This is a genomic window from Acidocella sp. (genome assembly GCF_052326845.1).
Lineage (GTDB): Bacteria > Pseudomonadota > Alphaproteobacteria > Acetobacterales > Acetobacteraceae > Acidocella.
Window position 1 is genome coordinate 1 of sequence record NZ_JBKQJR010000130.1, and the last position, 19777, is coordinate 19777.

Here is a 19777-nt window from a genome sequence, read left to right on the forward strand (position 1 = left end):
CGCTGATTAATACCGGCGTGCCGATCACCACCGGTGTCGGCAGCCAGCTTAAGGGACTATGCGGTACCTGACCCTGCCTGCGGCGGCGTGAACACAACGCGCCGCCGCGCTTCCCTGGCCCGGCGCAGAGCCTGGCGGGCGGCTTTGTCCCCGTCGGCTAAACATAATCTCTTTTAGTTTAAAAGATTAAGGGGGGGTTGTAGTTATGCTGTGGACAACGGGTATTAACCCAATTTGATTTGAATCCACAGTGTTATCCACAGGGAACAGCAGGCCATAGGCTATTTGTTCAAAGGTCTGCGATTGACTTGTCCACATATTGGATTGGGAGACCTGCAAAACCGTCCCCCGTTCGCCGATTTGTCGATTTATCCCCGTTGAGGCGAAATTTTGCCGTGCGGGGGTACAACGCTCCCCACAATCAACAGGCGGCGAGCAAATTATACCGTCCAAATACCGGTGGTATCCAACGCCACCGGCGGCACGCGGGGTGCGGCGGGGCCGCTTAAAATTGCGGCCGATATAGGCGGATAGCGGCAGATGTTAATGGATACATCGCAAGTCCACAGGCTTATCCCCCGCTCGGTGGATATTGGCATGTCGTAATGAACGGCTTGTTCGGGGATCACCGCCGACCAAGGGCCTCACGGCGCCGGTTGGTAGAACGCAGCCGAGGCGGCATCCCGTTGGACCCACCCCGGAGCGGCAGGTTGTCCAGATTTTTGCCCTGCGATGGGGCGCCGGCGATTGCGGTGTAAGGAGGTCGCTGGCGGAGAGGGTGGGATTCGAACCCACGGTAGGCTTGCACCCACAACAGTTTTCGAGACTGCCCCAATCGGCCACTCTGGCACCTCTCCGGGGGGACGCTGCGGTGGGCTTATAAGCGGCGGGCGTCCGCTGAGCAACAGTCCCGCAGCTTTTCTGACCCGCCCATGTCACGAATCCGCATTGACACCAGCCCCAGCCCGGCTATAACGCGCCACTCTCGCGGCTGGGTTTTTCTTGGCCGCGTCCTTACGTTTTGTCGATACAGGATTTTTAGTACCATGTTCGCAGTCATCCGCACCGGCGGCAAACAATACCGTGTCACGCCCGACGCGGTGCTGAAGGTTGAGAAGCTGGAGGCGGAAGCCGGCAGCACGGTCACCTTTACCGACGTTCTGGCCGTTGGCGGCGAGGGCTCTCTGAAGCTCGGCGCCCCCGTGGTGGCCGGCGCCACCGTCACCGCCACCGTCATTGCCCAGGACCGCCTGGACAAAGTCATCATCTTCAAGAAGCGCCGCCGGCAGAACAGCCGCCGCAAGAACGGCCATCGTCAGCACGTGACCGTGCTGCGCGTGTCCTCCATCAACGCGGCGTAAGGAGCACTGAAACATGGCACATAAGAAAGCAGGCGGCTCGTCCCGCAACGGTCGCGATACCGCTGGCCGGCGTCTTGGCGTCAAGAAGGCGGGCGGCCAGGCCGTTATTGCCGGCAACATCATCATCCGCCAGCGCGGCACCAAGGTTAAGCCGGGTGCGAACGTCGGCGTTGGCCGTGACCATACCCTCTTCGCCCTGACCGACGGCACCGTGCTGTTCGAGCGCAAGGCGGATGACCGGGTTCATGTCTCGGTCGCCCCGGTCAAGCTGGCCGCCGAATAATCTGCACGGATATCTCCGCAGCAAGGCCGGCCTCAAGCCGGCCTTTTCTGTTGGAGCACACTCATGAAATTCCTCGACCAGGCTAAAATCTTCATCAAATCCGGCGATGGCGGCGACGGCGTCACCGCATTCCGGCGTGAAAAATTCATTGAGCTCGGCGGCCCCGACGGCGGCGATGGCGGCCGCGGCGGGGATATCGTGTTCGAATCCGTCGAGAACCTGAACACGCTGATCGACTTCCGCTACACCCAGCATTTCAAGGCCAAAAAGGGCGGCAACGGCGCGGGCTCGGACCGCACGGGTGCTGGCGCCCCGCCGCTGGTCATCAAGGTGCCCATCGGCACGCAGATCTTCGACGATGACCGCGAGACCATGCTGGCGGACCTCGACAAGCCCGGCATGCGTATCGTGCTGCTCAAGGGCGGCGATGGTGGCTTCGGCAATGCCCGTTTCAAAACCTCCACCAACCGCGCCCCGCGCCGGGCGGACAAAGGCTGGCCGGGCGAGGAGCGCTGGTGCTGGCTGCGCCTGAAGCTCATCGCCGATGCCGGGCTGGTCGGCCTGCCGAATGCCGGCAAGTCCACCTTCCTCAAGGCTGTCTCCGGCGCCAACCCGAAGATCGCCGACTATCCCTTCACCACGCTGCACCCGCAGCTTGGCGTGGTCCGGCTGTCCATGACGGAGGAATTCGTCCTCGCCGACATCCCCGGGCTGATCGAAGGCGCGCATGAAGGCACGGGCCTGGGCGACCGCTTCCTCGGCCATGTCGAGCGCTGCGCCGTGCTGCTGCACCTCATCGACGGTGCCGCCGGCCATGTGGTCGATACCTGGCGCACCATCCGCCACGAGTTGGAAGCCTATGGCGGCGGCCTGGCGGACAAGCCCGAGATCGTCGTGCTGAACAAGACAGACGCGATGACCCCGCGCGAATACACCTCCCGCCGGGCCGCACTGGCCAAGGCCTCCGGCGCCAAGGTCATGGGGATTTGCGCCGTCACTGGCGAGGGCGTGCCCGAAGTGCTGCGCGCCCTGCAGAATGTCATCAACGAGGCGCGGAAAAAATGATCCCCTCGCTGGCCACGGCCAGGCGGATTGTCATCAAGATCGGCAGCGCGCTGATCGTGGACCCTGCCACCGCCGCTCCGCGCACGGAGTGGCTGCGCGGCGTGGTCGAGGACATCGCGGCGCTGGCCGGGCGTGGGACTGAAATCATCGTCGTCTCCTCGGGAGCCATCGCGCTGGCCCGCCGCCAGCTCGGGCTGCACGGCGCCAAGCTGCGGCTGGACGAGAAGCAGGCCGCCGCCGCCGTGGGGCAGATCCGTCTGGCCCAGGCCTGGGCGGCGACGCTCTCCGAGAAATCTCTCATCGCAGCACAGCTGCTCATCACGCTGGACGATACCGAGGACCGGCGCCGCTACCTCAACGCCCGCGCCACCCTCTCCACCCTGCTCTCGCTCGGCTGCATCCCGGTCATCAACGAGAACGACTCCGTTGCCACGGCCGAAATCCGCTATGGCGACAACGACCGCCTGGCCGCCCGCGTGGCCGAGATGATGCAGGCTGATGTGCTACTCCTGCTCTCGGACATCGACGGGCTCTACACCGCCGACCCGCGCAAGGACGCGGAAGCCTCGCATATCCCCGTGGTCCCGGTCATCACCCCGGAAATCGACGCCATGGGCGGCGAGCCGCCACCCGGCTATTCGTCGGGCGGCATGAAGACCAAACTCATCGCTGCGCGCATCGCCACCCAGGCGGGCTGCGCCATGGCCATCGCGCTTGGCAACCGGCCGAATCCCATCGCCGCCATCTCCCGGGGGGGCAAGTGCACCTGGTTCCTTGCCGCACCCGAGGGCCGCTCAGCCCGCAAGAGCTGGATCGCCGGGCATCTGGCGCCACAGGGCACGCTCACCATCGACGCTGGCGCCGCCAAGGCGCTTGAGAACGGCTCCTCCCTACTCCCCGCTGGCATCAAGGCTGTTACCGGCAGTTTCGAGCGTGGCGACCCCGTGGAGGTGCTGACCGAGGATGGCACACACATCGCCCGTGGCCTCGCCGCCTATTCCAGCGCCGATGCCGCAATCATCGCCGGCCGCCGCTCGGAGGATTTCGAGGCGCTGCTGGGTTTCCGCGGCCGCGATGAGATGATCCACCGCGACGATCTGGTGCTGTTCTAGGGACTGTTGTGGTTCTTGGCGGCGCTAAGCCTGTCTGTCGCCGCCAACAGCAGAGACAATCCTCCGAACGTCACCACGATCACCACCTGCCAGAGCAGATCACGATCGTTCTCCGTGCGGATCTCCAGGAAGCTGCGCAGCAGATGCACGGCCGCGATCACGGTGACGGAAGCCAGAGTTTTCAGCTTCAGCGCGGAGAAATCGACGGCGACCAACCCTTTCGGCCACGTGTCATGATCGACGAGATTGATCCTGCGGACAAAATTCTCGTAGCCCGAGAGAGTTACGAGCACGACCAGATTGGCGGCCAGCGACAGGTCGATGAGCGAGAGGGTGAGAATGATCAGGTCATTCTCACTATAGCGGGGCAAATCGGGGATGGCATGCACAAGCTCCCCGATGAAATACGTCACCAGAATGGCCAGCAGGCCGAGCATGGCAACGTAGACGGGGACGATCAGCCAGCGTCCGCCGAAGAGAAAGGCCTCAACGATTCGGGCTAGGGTCATGCCCCGACCCTAGATCAATACGACTCCGGATGGAATCGCCTTCTTCCATCCCAAGGCGTGAAATTGATTGCTAAATCAGACGCGGTTACACGTTGAACCGGAACAGCAGCACGTCGCCATCCTTTACGACGTATTCCTTGCCTTCGATGCGCAGCTTGCCCGCCTCGCGCGCGCCGGACTCGCCCTTGAAGGCGATGTAGTCCTCATAGGCGACGGTCTCGGCCGCAATGAAGCCGCGCTCGAAATCCCCATGGATGACGCCCGCCGCGCCCGGCGCCTTGGTGCCCTTGATAATGGTCCAGGCGCGGGTCTCCTTCGGGCCCACGGTGAAATAGGTGATGAGCCCGAGCAGCGCGTACCCAGCGCGGATGACGCGATCGAGCCCGCTGTCTTCCAGGCCGAGATCGGCGAGGAACCCGGCGCGGTCCTCCTCCGGCAGCTGGCTCACCTCGGCCTCGATGGCGGCGGAAACCACCACGTAAGCCGCACCTTGCGCCTTGGCCATCTCGGCCACGCGCGCACTCTGCGCGTTGCCGGTGGCGGCGGATGCCTCCTCGACATTGCACACGTACAGAACAGGCTTGGCCGTGAGCAGGTTGAGCCGCTTTACCGCCTCTTCCTCGCCCTTGGGGATGGCGGTGCGCGCGGGCTTGCCAGCCTCAAGTGCGGCGACAATTGGCTCCATCAGCGCCACATCGGCGGCGGCGATCTTGTCGTTCTTGGCCCGTTTCTGCAGCGCGGGCAGGCGCTTGGTCAGGCTGTCCAGGTCCGCCAGCATCAGCTCGGTTTCCACCGTTTCCGCATCGCGGATCGGGTCCACCGAACCCTCCACATGCGTCACGTCGGAATCCTCGAAGCAGCGCAGCACATGCACGATGGCATCCACCTCGCGGATATTGGCGAGAAACTGGTTGCCCAGCCCTTCGCCCTTGGAGGCGCCGCGCACCAGCCCGGCGATGTCCACGAACTCCAGGCTGGTCGGCACCACCTTCACGGATTTGCCGACTTCGGCCAGCTTTTCCATGCGCTTGTCCGGTACCGCCACGCGGCCGACATTCGGCTCGATGGTGCAGAACGGATAATTCGCCGCCTGCGCCGCCACCGTGGCGGTGAGCGCGTTGAACAGGGTGGACTTGCCCACATTCGGCAAACCCACGATCCCGCAATTAAACCCCATGCTTCTGCTCCGTTACCCGCGCGATGCGCGTCATGAAATCTTCCGGCTTGCCATCCGCCAGCAGCCCGGCGTTATCCGCCACGGCATCCAGGCAGGGCAGCAGCCATTGCTGGTCGGCCTTGGCGAAATCCCCCAGCACATGCCCGGTCACGCGGGCCTTGTCGCCAGGGTGGCCGATGCCTAAGCGCACGCGCCAGTACTCCGGCGTGCCCAGATGCCTGTCCATGCTGCGCAGGCCGTTATGCCCGGCATTGCCGCCGCCCTTCTTCACCCGGATCTTTCCGGGCTCTAGGTCCAGCTCGTCATGGAACACGGTGATGCCGGCCGGCTCCACCTTATAAAAGGAAGCTGCCTCATGCACCGACTCCCCCGAGAGGTTCATGTAGGTCATCGGCTTGAGCAGCAAAATTCTGTGGGTGCCGATCCGCCCCTCGGCGGTCTGCCCCTTAAAACGCGACCGCCACGGGCCGAACCCATGGCGGAGCGCGATCGTATCGGCAGCCATAAAGCCGATATTGTGGCGTTGCCGCGCCATACCCGGTTCCGGGTTTCCAAGGCCAACCCAAAGCAGCATGGCGCGGCAGGTACTGCGTTACTTCTTCTTGGCGCCCTTGCCACCCTTCGCGGCGGCAGCGGCGGCGGCGGCGGCGGCCTCAGCGGCCAGCTGCTCGGCGGAGACGGTCGGCGGCGCCACGGTGGCGACGACGAAGTCACGGCCCAGGATCACCGGCTGGCAGTTCTCGGTGCCCAGGAGGTCATGCCAACGAATGGTGTCGTTGATGTCCAGGGCGGCGAGATCGGCCTCGAACTTCTCAGGGATGTGGTCGGGGTCGACCTCGACCTCCACCTTGTGGCGGACGACGTTGAGCATGCCGCCGCGCTTCAGGCCCAGGCAGGTGGCTTCGTTCAGGAAGCTGACGACCACGGCCACGCGCACGCGCTCACCGGCGGCGAGGCGCTGGAAGTCCACATGCTCAGGCTGGTCGGTGACCGGGTGGAACTGCACGTCGCGCATCAGCGCGCGGCTCTTCTGCCCGTCCACGGAAATCTCATACAGGCGCGAGCGCCAGCCGCCGCGCTTCAGCTCACGCAGCACAAAGCGCGGGTCCAGCGCGATCAGCGACGGCTCCTGCTTCGCACCATAAATAACGGCGGGCACCTTGCCCTCACGCCTCGTCGCCCGCGCCACCCCCTTGCCGGCACGCGGACGCGCAAAGGCCTCGATAGCTTCAAAATTGGCCATGTTACGCTCCTACAAACAACAAAAGCCGGCCTCCAGGGGTGCCGGCGGGCGGGGTTTAGCCGCTTTCCCGGCACTTTTCAACAAGCACGCCGCCGCTGGGAGCGTTCATTAATTAGATGAACGCTCCAGCTTATATGTTTGGCGATCAATTTCATGCGTTTGGCTGAAATCTGAGGATTCCAGCTAAATGCATATTGATCTAAGCTTCCGCCTCATGAAAATCGCGCTCTACCAGGGCCCCGGCCTCATCAACAACATCCCCGCGTCCTTTGCCCTCATGGCCGCCAAGGCGCAGGAGGCCCGGGCCCAGGGGGCGGAGCTTCTGCTTCTGCCCGAGATGTTCCTCTCCGGCTACAATATCGGCCCTGAGCAGGCGAAGGCCCAGGCCGTGACGGCGGAGGGCCTTGCCCCGGCGCGCGAGATTGCCAAGGCCCACAATATCGCCCTGGCCTTCGGCTACCCGGAGAAGGTGGGCGAAGAGGTCGCCAATTCCGCCGTGCTCATCGGGCCGAATGGCGGGATCCTGCTCAACTACCGCAAATCGCATCTGTTTGGGGATCTGGACCGCGCCATGTTCAAGGCCGTCGGCACGGAATTCCCGGTGGCCGAGCTGCACGGGCTGAAGATCGGCCTGCTGATCTGCTACGATATCGAGTTCCCCGAACCCGCCCGCCGCTTGGCGCTGGCCGGGGTGGATATCCTGCTCATCCCCACGGCGCAGATGCAGCCCTACGAGCAGGTAGCCCGCCATGTGCTGCCCGCCCGCGCCTATGAGAACCAGCTCTACACCGCCTACGCCAACCATTCCGGCGAGGATGACGGCCTCTCTTACGTCGGCCTCTCCAGCATTTGCGGCCCGAACGGCGTGGTGCTGGCCATGGCCGGGCTGGGCGAGGAGATGCTGTTTGCCGAGGTGGACCCCGCGCATCTCGCCGCCGTGCGCGCGGCCGACCCGTTCTTCAAGGACCGCCGCCCGGAACTGTACGGCTCATTAGCGGAAACGAAATAAATTAATAATTGCACCATGGCGCTCGCCCGCCCCATATTGGGGCGAAAAGGGGAATAGCCATGAATGTCAGGCAGATTTTGTCCAACAAGCCGTCCGGGTATATTTCAGTCCCGCCGGAGGCCCGGATCACCACCGTACTCTCCATCCTCGCGGATCGCCGCATCGGCGCGGTGCTGGTGCTCGATAGCGGCCACCTCGTCGGCGTGCTGAGCGAGCGCGACATTGTCCGCAGCCTGGTTGAACACGCCCAGGAAACGCTGGACCTGACCGCGGCAGCGCTGATGACGCCCAACCCCACCACCGCCACACCGGAAACCTCGGTGGAGCAGGCGATGGAGCTAATGACCAACGGCCATTTCCGCCATCTGCCGATCCTGGATAACGGCATCCTCACCGGCCTCGTCAGCATTGGCGACATGGTGAAGGCCCGCATCGACCAATGCCAACACGAGGTGGACTCGCTGCGCACCTACGTGACCGGCCGCGCGTGAAACAACGGGATGCTGGTGAGCAGCACCGGCATCCCGCCACGCTCAACCCAGACGATTGATGTAAGTCATTGACTCGAGCGGCCTGCGCGCTTTTCTAGGCGTCATTCCAGCGACTTACCGGATCAGATGCACAAGTTTCTTGCCAAATGCGATGAAGCCCTCGCCGAAATCTCCGCACAGGGGCGCTACCGGCGCTTCGTGGCGCTGGAGAAGCTGGTCGAGACCTTCCCCTATTACCGCGTCACCATGGAGGGCAAAACCAGGGACATCCTGGTCTGGTCCACCAATGACTATCTCGGCATGGGCACCGACCCGGTGGTCATCGAGGCGGCTATCGACGCCGCCCGCCATTACGGCGCCGGTGCCGGCGGCACGCGCAACATCGCCGGCTCCTCGCCGCTGCATGTGGCGCTGGAGGAAGAACTCGCCGACCTGCACGGCAAGGACGCGGCGCTGCTCTTCACCTCGGGCTATGTCTCCAACCAAGCCAGCCTGACCGCCATCCTCAACTCCCTGCCCGACTGGCATGTGTTCTCCGACGCGCAGAACCACAATTCCATGATCGTCGGCATCAAGGGCGCGCGTCAGGCGACGGTGCAAGTCTTCAAGCATAACGACATGGCGGATCTGGAGCGGCTGCTGGCCGCAGCACCTGAAGATGCGCCGAAGCTGATCGCCTTCGAGAGCGTGTACTCGATGGATGGCGATATCGCGCCGCTCAAGGAGATCTGCGACCTCGCCGACAAGTATAACGCCCTCACCTACCTGGACGAGGTGCATGCCGTGGGCATGTACGGCCCGCATGGCGGCGGCGTTTCCGAGCGCGACGGCGTGGCGAACCGCATCACCATCATCGAGGGCACGCTCGCCAAGGCCTATGGCTGCCATGGCGGCTACATCACCGGCGATTTCAAGGTGCTGGACTATGTCCGCTCCTTCGCCGCCGGGTTCATCTTCACCACCGCCCTGCCCCCGCCCACCGTGGCCGCGGCGCTCGCCTCCATCCGCACGTTGAAGGCCGACAATGCCCGCCGCGCGCTGCTGTTCAACCGCGCCGAGACGCTGAAGGCCAAGTTCAAGGCCGCCGGGCTGCCGGTCATGGCCAGCACCAGCCATATCGTGCCGCTGATGATCGGCGATGCCGCGAAGGCGACTTCTATCTCCATGCGGCTGATCCGCGAGTTCGGCATGTACGCCACGCCCATCAACTACCCCACCGTGCCGCGCGGCACTGAGCGTCTGCGCTTCACCCCGGGGCCGAAGCATACCGATGCGATGATGGACGAGTTGGTGGCGGCACTCTGCCAGATCCTGCAACCGGCCGAGACCGCCTCGGCCTGATGGATCTCGGCCTCACCGGCAAAACCGTCCTCGTCACCGGGGGCTCCAAGGGCATCGGCCTCGCCTGCGCGCAGGCCTTCCTGGCTGAGGGCGCGCGTGTGGCCATCTGCTCGCGTGCCCAGGCGAATATCGACGCCGCGCTGAAGGACCTGCCCGGCGCCATTGGCTTCACCGCCGACCTGACCAATGCCGAGGAAGCTGCCGCCATTCTGGAACAGGCGCAGGCGGCACTCGGCCCGCTGGACGTGCTGGTGAACAGCGCCGGGGCGGCGAAACGCGTCGTGCCCGAAGACCTCACCCCCGCCCTGTGGCGCACCGCCATGGACGCGAAATTCTTCAGCTACATCAACGTCATCGACCCGGTGGTGAAAACCATGGCCGCGCGCGGGTCCGGCGTCATCGTCAACATCATCGGCAATGGCGGCAAGGTCGCCAACCCGGTACATATCGCGGGCGGTGCCGCCAATGCCGCACTGATGCTGGCCACGGCCGGGCTGGCCGCCGCCTATGGCCGCCAGGGCGTGCGCGTCATCGGCCTCAACCCGGGGCTTACGGCCACCGGCCGCGTCACCAGCTTTCTCGAAACCAAAGCCCAGAGCGAGGGCATCACCACCGCGCAGGCACTGGAGCGCGCCGTCGCCAATATCGGCCTGGGCCGCATGGCCGACCCGGCGGACATCGCCAACATGGCGGTTTTCCTCGCCTCGGACCGCGCCGGCTATGTCAGCGGTGTCACCATTGGCATGGATGGCGTGACCACCCCGGTTATCTAAGAATCCCTTTCAAAACCCTACTATGCCGGCCGCCTGGCACCGCATTTCTGCGCTCCGGTACTCAAAAAACGGTACCATTCAGCTCGGCCCAGCGGATTTTGTAAGGAACTCTCGGCGCACACGACTAGAGCATTCAGCTTTTAACTGAATGCTCTAGCTTTAAGTTTGAGCGAGCAATTTCATGCGCTTAGCTTGACCAAGCTGGTTCAAGCTAAACGCATATTGCTCTAGCCTCCGTCCCCGAAGGCGAAGCGCGCCAGCACCGCCCGCTCCTCCCCGGTCAGCGGCTCCGCCTTGCCGTGCAGGGAGTTGACCAGGATGCCATTGGAAAGGGCGAAGCACTTGCCGTTCTGGAAGGCCGCGTGACCGAGTTGGAAAGAGGAGTTGCCAACCCGCAGGATGGCGGTGCCGACCTCGACTTCACCCGGATAATAGGCCTGGGCAATGTAGTCGATAACCGCGGAGGCGAACAGCATGATGCGCCCGTCCCGCGGGTTCAGCATGCAGTCCACGCCGAACGCCTCGATCATGCACGCGGCGCGGCCTTCCTCGAAGAAGCGCGCGATGGCGACGTTGTTGAGATGGCGGAAGCCATCCATGTCCGCGAACAGGACACGGCTGGTGTAGCGCATCGGATAATTGGCGATGTCCAGCCGCGCCGGATCGTCTTGCAGTGCCATAGCCTCCGTACTCCCCTGGTCGTTGACCTTTGCAAGAAGAGTATGGCCGGGTGCGGGCGGCTGTCAAAACCAGCTCTTTACGGCGGGGTCGACACAAGGAATTATGTATGCCTACGAAGTATAAGAGGAAACCAACATGTCCATGCCTGACGTCTTCCGGGGCCGTCTCTCCGTCCCCGTCATCGCGGCCCCGATGTTCATCGTCTCACGTCCGGAACTGGTGATCGCGCAGTGCCGGGCGGGCGTGGTCGGCTCGTTTCCCTCGCTCAATGCCCGGCCCTCGGGCACTCTGGAGCAATGGCTGCAACAGCTGCGCCGGGAGCTGACGGACAAGGACGCGCCCTTCGCGGTGAACCTGATCGTGCACAAGACCAATCCCCGGCTGCAGGAGGACCTGGATCTGGTGGTGAAGTACCAGGTGCCGGTGGTCATCTCCTCGCTGGGCGCCGTGCGCGAGGTGAGCGAGGCCGTGCATTCCTATGGCGGCATTGTGTTCCACGACATCATCAACGACGAGTTCGCCCACAAGGCCATCGCGCGCGGGGCGGACGGGCTGGTGGCCGTGGCTGCCGGTGCGGGCGGGCATGCCGGCACGCTCTCGCCCTTCGCTTTGGTGCAGGAGATCCGCGAATGGTTCAGCGGCCCGCTGGCGCTCTCAGGCTGCATCGCCAATGGCAACGCCATCGCGGCGGCACGGGCCCTGGGGGCGGACCTCGCCTATGTCGGCTCCGCCTTCATCGCGACCGAGGAAGCCGGTGCCAACGAGGCCTACAAGCAGATGATTGTGGAAGGCGCCTCCAGGGACATCGTCTATACCAGCCAGTTCACCGGTGTGTTCGGCAACTACCTGCTGCCCAGCATCGTGGCGGCGGGCATCGACCCGGCCACGCTCACCACCGCCGGGGCCAGCACCATGCGGATGATGGAGAAGGTGGAAAAGGTGGAGAAGGCGGCGGGCGATGCCAAGGCCTGGCGCGACGTCTGGGGCGCGGGCCAGGGCATCGGCGCGGTCAAGCAGGTGGTGCCCGCGGCAAAGCTGATCGAGCGCCTCGCCACCGAGTATAAGGCGGCCCTGGCTAGGCTGGCGAGCGAGGGCTGAGATACGCGCCAAGGTTGAATCAGGTATGCCTCTCCCCCGCGCAAGATAGGGATTGAAACTAAGCGTGTAACAATCCAACCTGCGGTCAGCCGAGACACGTAACATGCGGCCAACGCAGACAAGGGGAGTGGCATGGCGGAGCTGATTACAGCCAGCATCGCGGCCGGGGTGGCGGATATCCGCCTCAACCGGCCCAATAAAATCAACGCGCTCAATTACGAGATGTTCGAGGCGATCGCCGGCATGACCGCCAGGCTGACCCGCCTGCCTGGCTTACGCTGCGTGGTTCTCTCCGGCGAGGGGCGCGGCTTCTGCGCCGGGGCGGACCTCGACAGCCTGCAGCAACACCCGCAGCCGAAAAACCTGAGCGTCCGCACCCAAGGCGCTGCGAACATCTACCAGCACGCCGCCTGGGGCTGGCGGCAACTGCCGGTGCCGGTCATTGCCGCGGTACACGGCTTTGCCTTCGGCGCCGGGTTCCAGATCATGCTCGGCGCGGATATCCGCATCGCAGCACCCGAGACGCAATTCTCGGTGATGGAGATGCATTGGGGGCTCGTGCCGGACATGGCGGGCTTCCCCCTGCTGCGCGGCCTCGTGCGCGACGACGTGGCGCGCGAGCTGATCTACACCGCGCGCAAATTCCTGGGCGAGGAGGCCGCAAAGCTCGGACTGGTAACACGCCTGGCCGCCGACCCGCGCGCCGAGGCCATGGCCCTGGCCCGGCATATCGCCAGCCAGAGCCCGCCCGCCATCCGCGCGGCAAAGCGCCTGCTCAACGCCCCGGCCGACGCAGCAGCGCTATTGCTGGCTGAATCGGCGGAGCAGGAGGCGCTGCTCACCTCCCCCGAACATGCCGAGACCCGGGCCGCGGCGCTGGAGAACCGCACGCCGGTGTTTGGGGATTGATACTGGGTGTTTGAGCCCGGGGCGCGGATCGACTATGCCCGGCTGATCATGCCCAAGCAGCGCGCCGATCTCATGCTCGTCAATTCCGGCCTCGTGGAGTCCCGCGCCAAGGCGCAGGCGCTCATCATGGCCGGGCTCGTCTATGCCGGCACGGCGCGGGTGAACAAACCCGGCGACATACTGCCCGATGACGCGCAGCTTTCCGTGAAGGGGCAGGACCATCCCTGGGTCTCGCGCGGCGGGGTGAAGCTGGCGCATGGTCTGGAACATTTCGGCCTGAGCCCCGAGGGCCGGGTGTGCCTGGATGTCGGAGCCTCGACGGGCGGGTTTACGGATGTGCTGCTCACCCATGGCGCTGCCAAGGTCTATGCCGTGGATGTCGGGCACGGCCAACTGGCCTGGAAGCTGCGCTCCGACCCGCGCGTAGTGGTGCTGGAAAAGACCAATGCGCGGCATCTCACGGCGGAGATCATCCCCGAGCCGATCGGCGCGCTGGTCTGCGATGCCAGCTTTATCGGGCTGCAAACCGTGCTGCCCGCCGGGCTGGCGCTCTGCGCGCCGGGGGCATTCGCCATTACACTGATCAAGCCGCAATTTGAGGCAGGGCCCGGCCAGGTCGGCAAGGGTGGCGTGGTGCGCGACCCGGCGGTGCATGAGGAAGTCTGCCAGCGCATCGAGGCCTGGTTCGCCACCCTGCCCGGCTGGAGCGTGCTGGGCATTACCCCCAGCCCCATCAAGGGGCCGGAAGGCAATATCGAGTTCCTGATCGGCGCGGTGAAAAGCGCTTAGGCGGCGGCCTTGATCGCGGCAGCCTTCACGTCCTCGTCCACATGCTCGGCGAAGCTGGCGAAGTTGTCGATGAAGCGCTGCACCAGGGCCCTGGCGGCTTCGTCATAGGCCGCCTTGTCGGCCCAGGCGGAGCGCGGGTCCAGCACCTCGTCCGGCACGTTGTTCACACACTCGGGGGTGGCGAGGCCGAAGAACGGGTCGATGCGATAGCTCACATTGTCCAGCTCACCGGCCAGGGCGGCGCGCAGCAGGGCGCGGGTGTGGGCGATGGACATGCGCTTGCCCACGCCATAGGCGCCGCCGGTCCAGCCGGTATTCACCAGCCAGCAGGAGACGCCGTGCTCCTTGATGAGTTGCTGCAGCAGCTTGCCATAGACCTGCGGGTGGCGCGGCAGGAAGGGCGAGCCGAAGCAGGTGGAGAAGGTGGCCTGCGGCTCGGCGCCGAGGCCCTTCTCGGTACCCGCCACGCGCGCGGTGTAGCCCGAGAGGAAGTGATACATGGCCTGGGCCGGGGTGAGCCGGGCGATGGGCGGCAGCACGCCGAAGGCATCCGCCGTCAGCATCACCACGTTGCGCGGCGTGCCGCCACGGCCGGAGAGCTCCACATGGGGGATGAACTCCACAGGGTAGCAGGCGCGGGTATTCTCGGTGAAGGTCTTGTCGGTGAGGTCCAGACGGCCATGCGGGTCCGCCACCACGTTCTCCAGCACGGTGCCGAAGCGGTGTGCCGCCGCCCAGATCTCGGGCTCGTTCTTCTGGCAGAGGTCGATGACCTTGGCGTAGCAGCCGCCCTCGAAATTGAATACGCCGTGCGGGCCCCAGCCATGCTCGTCATCGCCGATCAGGCGGCGGGTCGGGTCGGAGGAGAGCGTGGTCTTGCCGGTGCCGGAGAGCCCGAAGAACAGTGCGGAATCCTCATCCGGCCCGATATTGGCCGAGCAGTGCATCGGCAGCATGCCGCGCTCGGGCAGGATCCAGTTCATCACCGTGAAGATGGATTTCTTGATCTCGCCCGCATACTCGGTGCCGGCGATGACGATGACCTTCTCGGCGAAGGAGAGCGCAATGACGGTACCGGAGCGGACGCCGTCGAGCGCCGGGTCGGCCTGGAAGTCAGGCGCGTGCAAGATGACGTAATCCGGCTCGAACCCGGCCAGCTCCTCGGCCTTGGGGCGGATGAACATGTTGCGGGCGAACAGCGCGTGCCAGGCCCCGGTGGTGACCAGGCGCACGCGGATGCGGTTCGCCGGATCGGCGCCGGCATAGACATCCTGCGTGAACAGCTCACGCCCCTGCAAGTAAGCCTGCACGCGGCCCTTCAGCACCTCGAACTTCTCGCGCGGCAGGGGCTGGTTGATCTTGCCCCACCAGACATCGCCGGTTGTGTCGGGTTCATCGACCACGAACTTGTCGGCCACCGAGCGGCCGGTATGGATGCCGGTGCGCACGATGACCGCGCCATCGGCCGAGAGGCGGCCCTCGCCCTTGCGCAGAGAGTGGGCGACGAGCGCCGGGGCGGTGAGGTTGGCATGCAGCGGCGCGGTGGCGCGCACGCCGGTGCCGGACAGAGCCTTGGCGTCCCGCGGATCAGTGGCGGAGGTCAGATGGGTCACGGACGTGTCCTCTTGTTGTTTCGCAGACGGAGCTACCTAGCCTTCATAAGCAGGCGGGAGCGCGGCATCAACCATATCCTGAGGGTCGATGTAGAGAAATTTCATGCTGCAATGCGGCAAAATTCAAACGCATCGCTCGCCCGAATCCTCCAATATACTGGACCTCATGAACAAAAACTTTCCAAAATCCGAAATCACCGAAATCCACATACTGGGCCGCGTAGGGGTGCGCAGCGAGGAAGCGCGCGCGCACCCGTTCGGATAGGATGAGCCGCGCCTCGCCCGTGAGGCACAGACGCGGGGCGGTTTGCGGGTTCTCGGTCACGGCGGCGCCGGTGACCAGCAGGGCGCAGGCCGGGTTGGCCTTGAGCTGGCGCGTATGCACGGCAAGCGTGGAGAGCAGGAGAATGGGCTGGGCATCGGCATCCAGCGCGGGGGTGACGAGCGCGGCATGGGGCATGCCCTCATGCACCGTGGCCAGCGTGCCAACGCGCGCGCCGCGCAGGAGTGCGGCGGCTTCGGCCAAAGCCTCTTGATTTGCTGCCATAATCCGGTCACTCCCTGAAGCCACAAAGGCCGCAAAGCCAAGCATAGGTTCCGGAACAGATGAAGTACACAATCGCCCTGGTCGACGACGATCGCAATATCCTCACCTCCGTGCAGATGACGCTGGAGGCGGAGGGGTTCCAGGTTCGTACCTATACCGATGGCGAATCCGCCCTGCAGGCGCTGCTGGCCAAGCCGGCGGACCTCGCGGTGCTCGACATCAAGATGCCGCGCATGGACGGCATGGAACTGCTGCAGAAGCTGCGGGCCCGCTCGCAGATGCCGGTGATCTTCCTCACCTCCAAGGATGACGAGCTGGACGAGCTGATGGGCCTGCGCCTCGGCGCGGATGACTACATCACCAAGCCCTTCTCCCAGCGCCTGCTGCTGGAGCGCATCCGCGCCCTGCTGCGCCGGCACGACAGCACGCGCGCCGAGGCCACCGGCGCAGCGCCCGCCAGCGTGCTCACCCGCGGCGACCTGACGCTGGACGAGACCAAGCACCAGTGCCTCTGGAAGGGCAAGGACATCCAGCTCACCGTCACCGAGTTCCTGCTGGTGAAGGCGCTGGCGCAGCGCCCGGGCATGGTGAAGTCGCGCGACCAGCTGATCGACGCCGCCTATGGCGAGAACGTGTACGTGGATGACCGTACCATCGACAGCCATGTGAAGCGGCTGCGCAAAAAATTCCGCAACATCGATGGCGAGTTCGACCAGATCGAGACGCTCTACGGCATCGGTTACCGCTACAAGGACGCCTGATCCTGCACCGCAAACCCCGCATCTCGCGCCTGCTGCGCGACATCCTTCTCGTCAACCTGCTGCCGCTGGCGCTGATCTTCGCGGCGCTGCTGTATCTTGACCAATACCAGCAAGGGCTGCTGGCGGCGGAAGTCTCCGCCCTGCGCGAGCAGGCGCGCATCTATGCCGGAGCCGTCGCCCAGACGGCGGTGCAGGTGAATAACGGCCAGCCGTCGGTGAACCCTGACCAAGCGCAGCCGCTGCTGTACTCGCTCACCGAGCCCACCCCCAACGCCCAGGCGCTGATCTACGGGCCAGACGGCACGCTGATCGCCAATTCCCGCGTGCATCCCGGCGCGGGCGGGGCGATTATCACCGAGCCGCTCGCCGCCCCGCCGCCGCCGGGCTTCCTCAGCCGGGTGGTCGGCTTCATCTACGACCATCTCTCCGGCTCGGTGACCGGGACCGAGGACGAGTCCGGCCTGGCCGGCTCCGGCGCCGGGCAGGACCCGAACACGCTGGGCTGGCAGCCCGATGCCCGCACCGTGCTGCAGCTCACCTCCGCCACGCCGGGCCAGGAGGCAGCGCCCTTCGTGCGCCGCGATGCCGAGGGGCTGCTGCTCATCACTGTGGCCGAGCCGGTGGAGCGCAGCCAGCAGGTGATCGGCACAGTGCTGCTGACGCGCGAGGCGAGCGAAGTGGATTCCGCCGTGCTGGCGGTGCGGATCTCCATCCTCGGCCTGTTCGCCCTGGCTTTGGGGCTTACCGTGATCGTGTCCTTCTACCTCTCCCGCACCATTGCCGGCCCGATCTCGCGCCTGGCCGGCGCGGCGGAGCGCATGAGCGAAGGCCGTGCCCGGGCGCAGAAGCTGCCCGAGGCCGTGACTGGCCGCAACGACGAGATCGGCACCCTGGCCCGCACGCTGGAAAGCTCGGCCCAGGCGCTCTGGGCGCGCATGGACGCGATCGAGAAATTCGCCGCCGATGTGAGCCACGAGATCAAGAACCCGCTCTCCTCGATCCGCTCCGCCATCGAGACGCTGACGCGCGTGGAGGACCCGGCCCGGGCCTCGCGCCTGCTCGCCATCATCAACCAGGACGTGCAGCGGCTCGACCGGCTGATCACCGATATTTCCGACTCCTCCCGGCTGGACTCTGAACTTTCCCGCTCCAGGTACGAGATCGTGGACATGGCGCGGATGCTGGCGACGCTCGCCGAAATCCATGATGCCACACGCAAGGAGGGCAGCCCCTTCATGGAGGTGGACGCGCCGGTTGAGGGGCTCTTCGTGCGCGGCTCGGAGACGCGCCTCGTGCAGGTGCTGCGCAACCTCATCGGCAACGCCATCTCCTTCTCCCCGCCGGATGCGAAGATCTATCTGCGCGGGCGCGAGACCGGCGGGATGATCGAGCTGGCGGTGGAGGATGAAGGCCCCGGCATTCCCGATGGCAAGCTGGACAGCATCTTCGACCGTTTCTACTCCGAGCGCCCGCAGAGCGAGCAGTTCGGCAGCCATTCGGGCCTCGGGCTCTCCATCTCGCGCCAGATCGTGGAGGCGCACCAGGGCCGCATCTCGGCCGAGAACCGGCGCGACGATGAAGGCAAGATCATCGGCGCGCGCTTTGTGATAAGATTGCCCAAGGCAGGGGAATAGACATGCTCACAGTCATCGACCACCCGCTGGTGCAGCACAAGCTCACCCTGATGCGCAAAAAGGACACCACCACCGGGGATTTCCGGCGCCTCGCGCGGGAGATCTCGCTGCTGCTGGGCTACGAGGTGCTGCGCGACCTGCCGCTGGAGCCGATCACCATCGAGACGCCGATGGAGGAGATGCAGGCGGTGCAGGTGCAGGGCAAGAAGCTGTGCTTCATTTCCATCCTGCGCGCCGGTGAGGGGATTCTGGACGGGATACTGGACCTCGTCCCCTCCGCGCGCATCGGCCATGTCGGGCTGTACCGCGACCCCGACACGCATGAGCCGGTGGAGTATTACTTCAAGGTGCCGGATGCGCTGGAGGAGCGGCTCTGCGTGGTGGTGGACCCGATGCTGGCCACCGGCCATTCCGCAGCAGCCGCCATCACCAAGCTGAAAGAGGCCGGGGCGAAGCATATCAAGCTGGTGTGCCTGATCGCGGCACCCGAGGGTGTGGCGGCATTCGAGGCCGCGCATGCCGATGTGCCGATCTACACCGCCGCGCTGGACCGGCAGCTGGACGACCACGCCTATATCCGCCCGGGCCTGGGTGATGCCGGGGACCGGCTTTTCGGAACAAAATAGGTTTTAGAGCTGGGGCGAGCGCCACCGGACGAGCGCCCGGTTGATCGCCTCCGCGAGATCGCGCTTCTGCGCCGCTCCCAGGGCGCGGCCAATTTCCAGCCGCTCAGCCGGGGTGCGGATGACGAGGCGTGGCACCGCGCCTGGCGTTTCCTCCAACTCGGCGCGTGCCCAGCCCGGCGGCACGAAGACCACGCTTTTGCGTCCAGCCGGGGTGATGCGGGTAATCTCGATATCGTCTTCGCCCAGGCGGATGATCTCTCGCGCCCGGGCGGCGCGGGCATTGAGCCAGAACAGCAGCGCGGCCAAAACGAGATCGGCGCCGTTGAAGCCGATCACCGGCCAGGCGCCGAGCAAGTACATCAGCGTGGTGACGTAGAGCGAGCCCGCCGCCATGGCCCCCAGCACCGCCAGCAGCGCCCCGCGCGAGAGGCTGCGATGCGGCCTGAGATCGGCCTCGAAGAACAGCCGGGGGGCGGGCTTGGCGGCGGATGCGTCCATGCCGCATACATCGTGCACCGTGCCGCTTGCCCCAAGGACCAGATGCCGAAACTCAGAGATTGTTTTAAAACTCGCTCTGGTGAGTCAGCTGCGGCGCTGTTCGAGAACCGGAGCGGAGCGTACGTTAAGTACGTGAGCACCGGAAGCACAGAAAAGCGCCGCAGATGGCCACCGGAGTAGAGTTTTGAAGCAGTCTCTTATGAAACGGGCGGATATTCCCGCCTTCCTCACCGCCATCGCCGCGGGCAATCCGGACC

General features: G+C 65.2%; 22 protein-coding genes and 1 tRNA gene. 14 read left to right on the plus strand and 9 right to left on the minus strand.

Annotated elements, in window-relative coordinates; genetic code table 11:
- Positions 1 to 767: 767 nt before the first annotated feature.
- A tRNA-Ser gene (locus ACLPJJ_RS08535) sits at positions 768 to 857 on the minus strand.
- A gap of 189 nt (positions 858 to 1046) precedes the next feature.
- Between ACLPJJ_RS08535 and rplU the strand changes: the two genes are divergently transcribed.
- The 4 genes from rplU (at position 1047) to proB (ending at position 3821) form a co-directional block, all read left to right on the plus strand.
- Positions 1047 to 1361, plus strand: a complete 315-nt coding sequence (gene rplU, locus ACLPJJ_RS08540) for a 50S ribosomal protein L21 (protein ID WP_443590541.1) — start codon at positions 1047 to 1049, stop codon at positions 1359 to 1361.
- A gap of 13 nt (positions 1362 to 1374) precedes the next feature.
- Positions 1375 to 1644, plus strand: coding sequence for a 50S ribosomal protein L27 (gene rpmA / locus ACLPJJ_RS08545; RefSeq protein WP_227076598.1), 270 nt, complete (start codon positions 1375 to 1377; stop codon positions 1642 to 1644).
- 63 nt (positions 1645 to 1707) lie between these two features.
- Positions 1708 to 2709: a GTPase ObgE gene (gene obgE, locus ACLPJJ_RS08550; RefSeq protein WP_443590542.1), complete on the plus strand. Its 1002-nt coding sequence runs from the start codon at positions 1708 to 1710 to the stop codon at positions 2707 to 2709.
- Positions 2706 to 3821 (plus strand): glutamate 5-kinase, encoded by a 1116-nt coding sequence (gene proB / locus ACLPJJ_RS08555; protein ID WP_443590543.1) that lies wholly within the window; start codon positions 2706 to 2708, stop codon positions 3819 to 3821. The genes obgE and proB overlap by 4 nt, the downstream gene beginning before the upstream one ends.
- Here proB and ACLPJJ_RS08560 read toward each other — a convergent pair.
- From ACLPJJ_RS08560 to ACLPJJ_RS08575, 4 genes are all read right to left on the minus strand, one after another.
- Complete coding sequence (locus ACLPJJ_RS08560) at positions 3818 to 4330, minus strand: YqhA family protein (RefSeq protein WP_443590545.1); 513 nt, start codon at positions 4328 to 4330, stop codon at positions 3818 to 3820. The two genes, proB and ACLPJJ_RS08560, sit on opposite strands and share 4 nt — an antisense overlap.
- Positions 4331 to 4415: 85 nt before the next feature.
- Entirely contained in the window at positions 4416 to 5507 is a 1092-nt protein-coding gene (gene ychF / locus ACLPJJ_RS08565; RefSeq protein WP_443590546.1) for a redox-regulated ATPase YchF, read from the minus strand.
- Positions 5497 to 6081 carry an aminoacyl-tRNA hydrolase gene (pth, locus tag ACLPJJ_RS08570; protein WP_443590548.1) on the minus strand — a complete coding sequence of 195 codons (585 nt, stop codon included), beginning with the start codon at positions 6079 to 6081 and terminating at the stop codon, positions 5497 to 5499. The genes ychF and pth overlap by 11 nt, the downstream gene beginning before the upstream one ends.
- An 18-nt stretch (positions 6082 to 6099) precedes the next feature.
- Entirely contained in the window at positions 6100 to 6750 is a 651-nt protein-coding gene (locus tag ACLPJJ_RS08575) for a 50S ribosomal protein L25/general stress protein Ctc (RefSeq protein WP_443590550.1), read from the minus strand.
- Positions 6751 to 6937: 187 nt separating this feature from the next.
- Between ACLPJJ_RS08575 and ACLPJJ_RS08580 the strand changes: the two genes are divergently transcribed.
- The 4 genes from ACLPJJ_RS08580 to ACLPJJ_RS08595 all read left to right on the plus strand — a co-directional run bounded on the left by ACLPJJ_RS08580 (position 6938) and on the right by ACLPJJ_RS08595 (position 10364).
- Entirely contained in the window at positions 6938 to 7759 is an 822-nt protein-coding gene (locus ACLPJJ_RS08580) for a carbon-nitrogen hydrolase family protein (RefSeq protein WP_443590552.1), read from the plus strand.
- Positions 7760 to 7818: 59 nt separating this feature from the next.
- Positions 7819 to 8250 carry a CBS domain-containing protein gene (locus tag ACLPJJ_RS08585; protein WP_443590553.1) on the plus strand — a complete coding sequence of 144 codons (432 nt, stop codon included), beginning with the start codon at positions 7819 to 7821 and terminating at the stop codon, positions 8248 to 8250.
- 126 nt (positions 8251 to 8376) lie between these two features.
- Entirely contained in the window at positions 8377 to 9591 is a 1215-nt protein-coding gene (gene hemA, locus ACLPJJ_RS08590) for a 5-aminolevulinate synthase (protein WP_443590555.1), read from the plus strand.
- On the plus strand, positions 9591 to 10364 hold the full coding sequence (locus ACLPJJ_RS08595; protein ID WP_443590557.1) for an SDR family NAD(P)-dependent oxidoreductase: 774 nt from the start codon (positions 9591 to 9593) through the stop codon (positions 10362 to 10364). The genes hemA and ACLPJJ_RS08595 overlap by 1 nt, the downstream gene beginning before the upstream one ends.
- Positions 10365 to 10591: 227 nt before the next feature.
- Here ACLPJJ_RS08595 and ACLPJJ_RS08600 read toward each other — a convergent pair whose 3' ends face one another.
- Positions 10592 to 11044 carry an acyl-CoA thioesterase gene (locus tag ACLPJJ_RS08600; protein ID WP_443590558.1) on the minus strand — a complete coding sequence of 151 codons (453 nt, stop codon included), beginning with the start codon at positions 11042 to 11044 and terminating at the stop codon, positions 10592 to 10594.
- 136 nt (positions 11045 to 11180) lie between these two features.
- Between ACLPJJ_RS08600 and ACLPJJ_RS08605 the strand changes: the two genes are divergently transcribed.
- The 3 genes from ACLPJJ_RS08605 (at position 11181) to ACLPJJ_RS08615 (ending at position 13841) form a co-directional block, all read left to right on the plus strand.
- Entirely contained in the window at positions 11181 to 12143 is a 963-nt protein-coding gene (locus tag ACLPJJ_RS08605; protein WP_443590560.1) for an NAD(P)H-dependent flavin oxidoreductase, read from the plus strand.
- A 132-nt stretch (positions 12144 to 12275) separates the two neighbouring features.
- Positions 12276 to 13052 (plus strand): crotonase/enoyl-CoA hydratase family protein, encoded by a 777-nt coding sequence (locus tag ACLPJJ_RS08610; RefSeq protein ID WP_443590562.1) that lies wholly within the window; start codon positions 12276 to 12278, stop codon positions 13050 to 13052.
- A 48-nt stretch (positions 13053 to 13100) separates the two neighbouring features.
- On the plus strand, positions 13101 to 13841 hold the full coding sequence (locus ACLPJJ_RS08615) for a TlyA family RNA methyltransferase (protein ID WP_443590569.1): 741 nt from the start codon (positions 13101 to 13103) through the stop codon (positions 13839 to 13841).
- Here ACLPJJ_RS08615 and ACLPJJ_RS08620 read toward each other — a convergent pair.
- On the minus strand, positions 13838 to 15454 hold the full coding sequence (locus ACLPJJ_RS08620) for a phosphoenolpyruvate carboxykinase (protein ID WP_443590564.1): 1617 nt from the start codon (positions 15452 to 15454) through the stop codon (positions 13838 to 13840). The two genes, ACLPJJ_RS08615 and ACLPJJ_RS08620, sit on opposite strands and share 4 nt — an antisense overlap.
- A 67-nt stretch (positions 15455 to 15521) precedes the next feature.
- Positions 15522 to 16001 carry a pyridoxamine 5'-phosphate oxidase family protein gene (locus ACLPJJ_RS08625; RefSeq protein ID WP_443590565.1) on the minus strand — a complete coding sequence of 160 codons (480 nt, stop codon included), beginning with the start codon at positions 15999 to 16001 and terminating at the stop codon, positions 15522 to 15524.
- 59 nt (positions 16002 to 16060) lie between these two features.
- On the opposite strand from ACLPJJ_RS08625, the gene ACLPJJ_RS08630 reads away from it, so the two are divergent.
- Genes ACLPJJ_RS08630 through upp form a run of 3 tightly spaced genes read left to right on the plus strand, consistent with a single transcriptional unit; the run spans position 16061 to position 19022 of the window.
- Positions 16061 to 16762, plus strand: a complete 702-nt coding sequence (locus ACLPJJ_RS08630; protein ID WP_443590566.1) for a response regulator transcription factor — start codon at positions 16061 to 16063, stop codon at positions 16760 to 16762.
- Complete coding sequence (locus ACLPJJ_RS08635) at positions 16762 to 18396, plus strand: stimulus-sensing domain-containing protein (protein ID WP_443590570.1); 1635 nt, start codon at positions 16762 to 16764, stop codon at positions 18394 to 18396. The genes ACLPJJ_RS08630 and ACLPJJ_RS08635 overlap by 1 nt, the downstream gene beginning before the upstream one ends.
- A 2-nt stretch (positions 18397 to 18398) precedes the next feature.
- Positions 18399 to 19022: a uracil phosphoribosyltransferase gene (gene upp / locus ACLPJJ_RS08640; RefSeq protein WP_443590567.1), complete on the plus strand. Its 624-nt coding sequence runs from the start codon at positions 18399 to 18401 to the stop codon at positions 19020 to 19022.
- A 3-nt stretch (positions 19023 to 19025) separates the two neighbouring features.
- Here the strand turns inward: upp and ACLPJJ_RS08645 are convergent, their stop codons facing one another.
- Entirely contained in the window at positions 19026 to 19520 is a 495-nt protein-coding gene (locus ACLPJJ_RS08645; RefSeq protein WP_443590568.1) for a DUF2244 domain-containing protein, read from the minus strand.
- Positions 19521 to 19777: the final 257 nt, after the last annotated feature.

Coding starts and splice junctions, on each gene's coding strand:
- ACLPJJ_RS08580 (WP_443590552.1), top strand. CDS start 6,938: ATGCATATTGATCTAAGCTTCCGCCTCATGAAAATCGCGCTCTACCAG.
- upp (WP_443590567.1), top strand. CDS start 18,399: ATGCTCACAGTCATCGACCACCCGCTGGTGCAGCACAAGCTCACCCTG.
- ACLPJJ_RS08610 (WP_443590562.1), top strand. CDS start 12,276: ATGGCGGAGCTGATTACAGCCAGCATCGCGGCCGGGGTGGCGGATATC.
- ACLPJJ_RS08585 (WP_443590553.1), top strand. CDS start 7,819: ATGAATGTCAGGCAGATTTTGTCCAACAAGCCGTCCGGGTATATTTCA.
- ACLPJJ_RS08595 (WP_443590557.1), top strand. CDS start 9,591: ATGGATCTCGGCCTCACCGGCAAAACCGTCCTCGTCACCGGGGGCTCC.
- ACLPJJ_RS08575 (WP_443590550.1), bottom strand. CDS start 6,750: ATGGCCAATTTTGAAGCTATCGAGGCCTTTGCGCGTCCGCGTGCCGGC.
- hemA (WP_443590555.1), top strand. CDS start 8,377: ATGCACAAGTTTCTTGCCAAATGCGATGAAGCCCTCGCCGAAATCTCC.
- obgE (WP_443590542.1), top strand. CDS start 1,708: ATGAAATTCCTCGACCAGGCTAAAATCTTCATCAAATCCGGCGATGGC.
- rplU (WP_443590541.1), top strand. CDS start 1,047: ATGTTCGCAGTCATCCGCACCGGCGGCAAACAATACCGTGTCACGCCC.
- ACLPJJ_RS08630 (WP_443590566.1), top strand. CDS start 16,061: ATGAAGTACACAATCGCCCTGGTCGACGACGATCGCAATATCCTCACC.
- rpmA (WP_227076598.1), top strand. CDS start 1,375: ATGGCACATAAGAAAGCAGGCGGCTCGTCCCGCAACGGTCGCGATACC.
- ACLPJJ_RS08645 (WP_443590568.1), bottom strand. CDS start 19,520: ATGGACGCATCCGCCGCCAAGCCCGCCCCCCGGCTGTTCTTCGAGGCC.
- proB (WP_443590543.1), top strand. CDS start 2,706: ATGATCCCCTCGCTGGCCACGGCCAGGCGGATTGTCATCAAGATCGGC.
- ychF (WP_443590546.1), bottom strand. CDS start 5,507: ATGGGGTTTAATTGCGGGATCGTGGGTTTGCCGAATGTGGGCAAGTCC.
- ACLPJJ_RS08625 (WP_443590565.1), bottom strand. CDS start 16,001: ATGGCAGCAAATCAAGAGGCTTTGGCCGAAGCCGCCGCACTCCTGCGC.
- ACLPJJ_RS08605 (WP_443590560.1), top strand. CDS start 11,181: ATGTCCATGCCTGACGTCTTCCGGGGCCGTCTCTCCGTCCCCGTCATC.
- pth (WP_443590548.1), bottom strand. CDS start 6,081: ATGCTGCTTTGGGTTGGCCTTGGAAACCCGGAACCGGGTATGGCGCGG.
- ACLPJJ_RS08560 (WP_443590545.1), bottom strand. CDS start 4,330: ATGACCCTAGCCCGAATCGTTGAGGCCTTTCTCTTCGGCGGACGCTGG.
- ACLPJJ_RS08615 (WP_443590569.1), top strand. CDS start 13,101: ATGCCCAAGCAGCGCGCCGATCTCATGCTCGTCAATTCCGGCCTCGTG.
- ACLPJJ_RS08600 (WP_443590558.1), bottom strand. CDS start 11,044: ATGGCACTGCAAGACGATCCGGCGCGGCTGGACATCGCCAATTATCCG.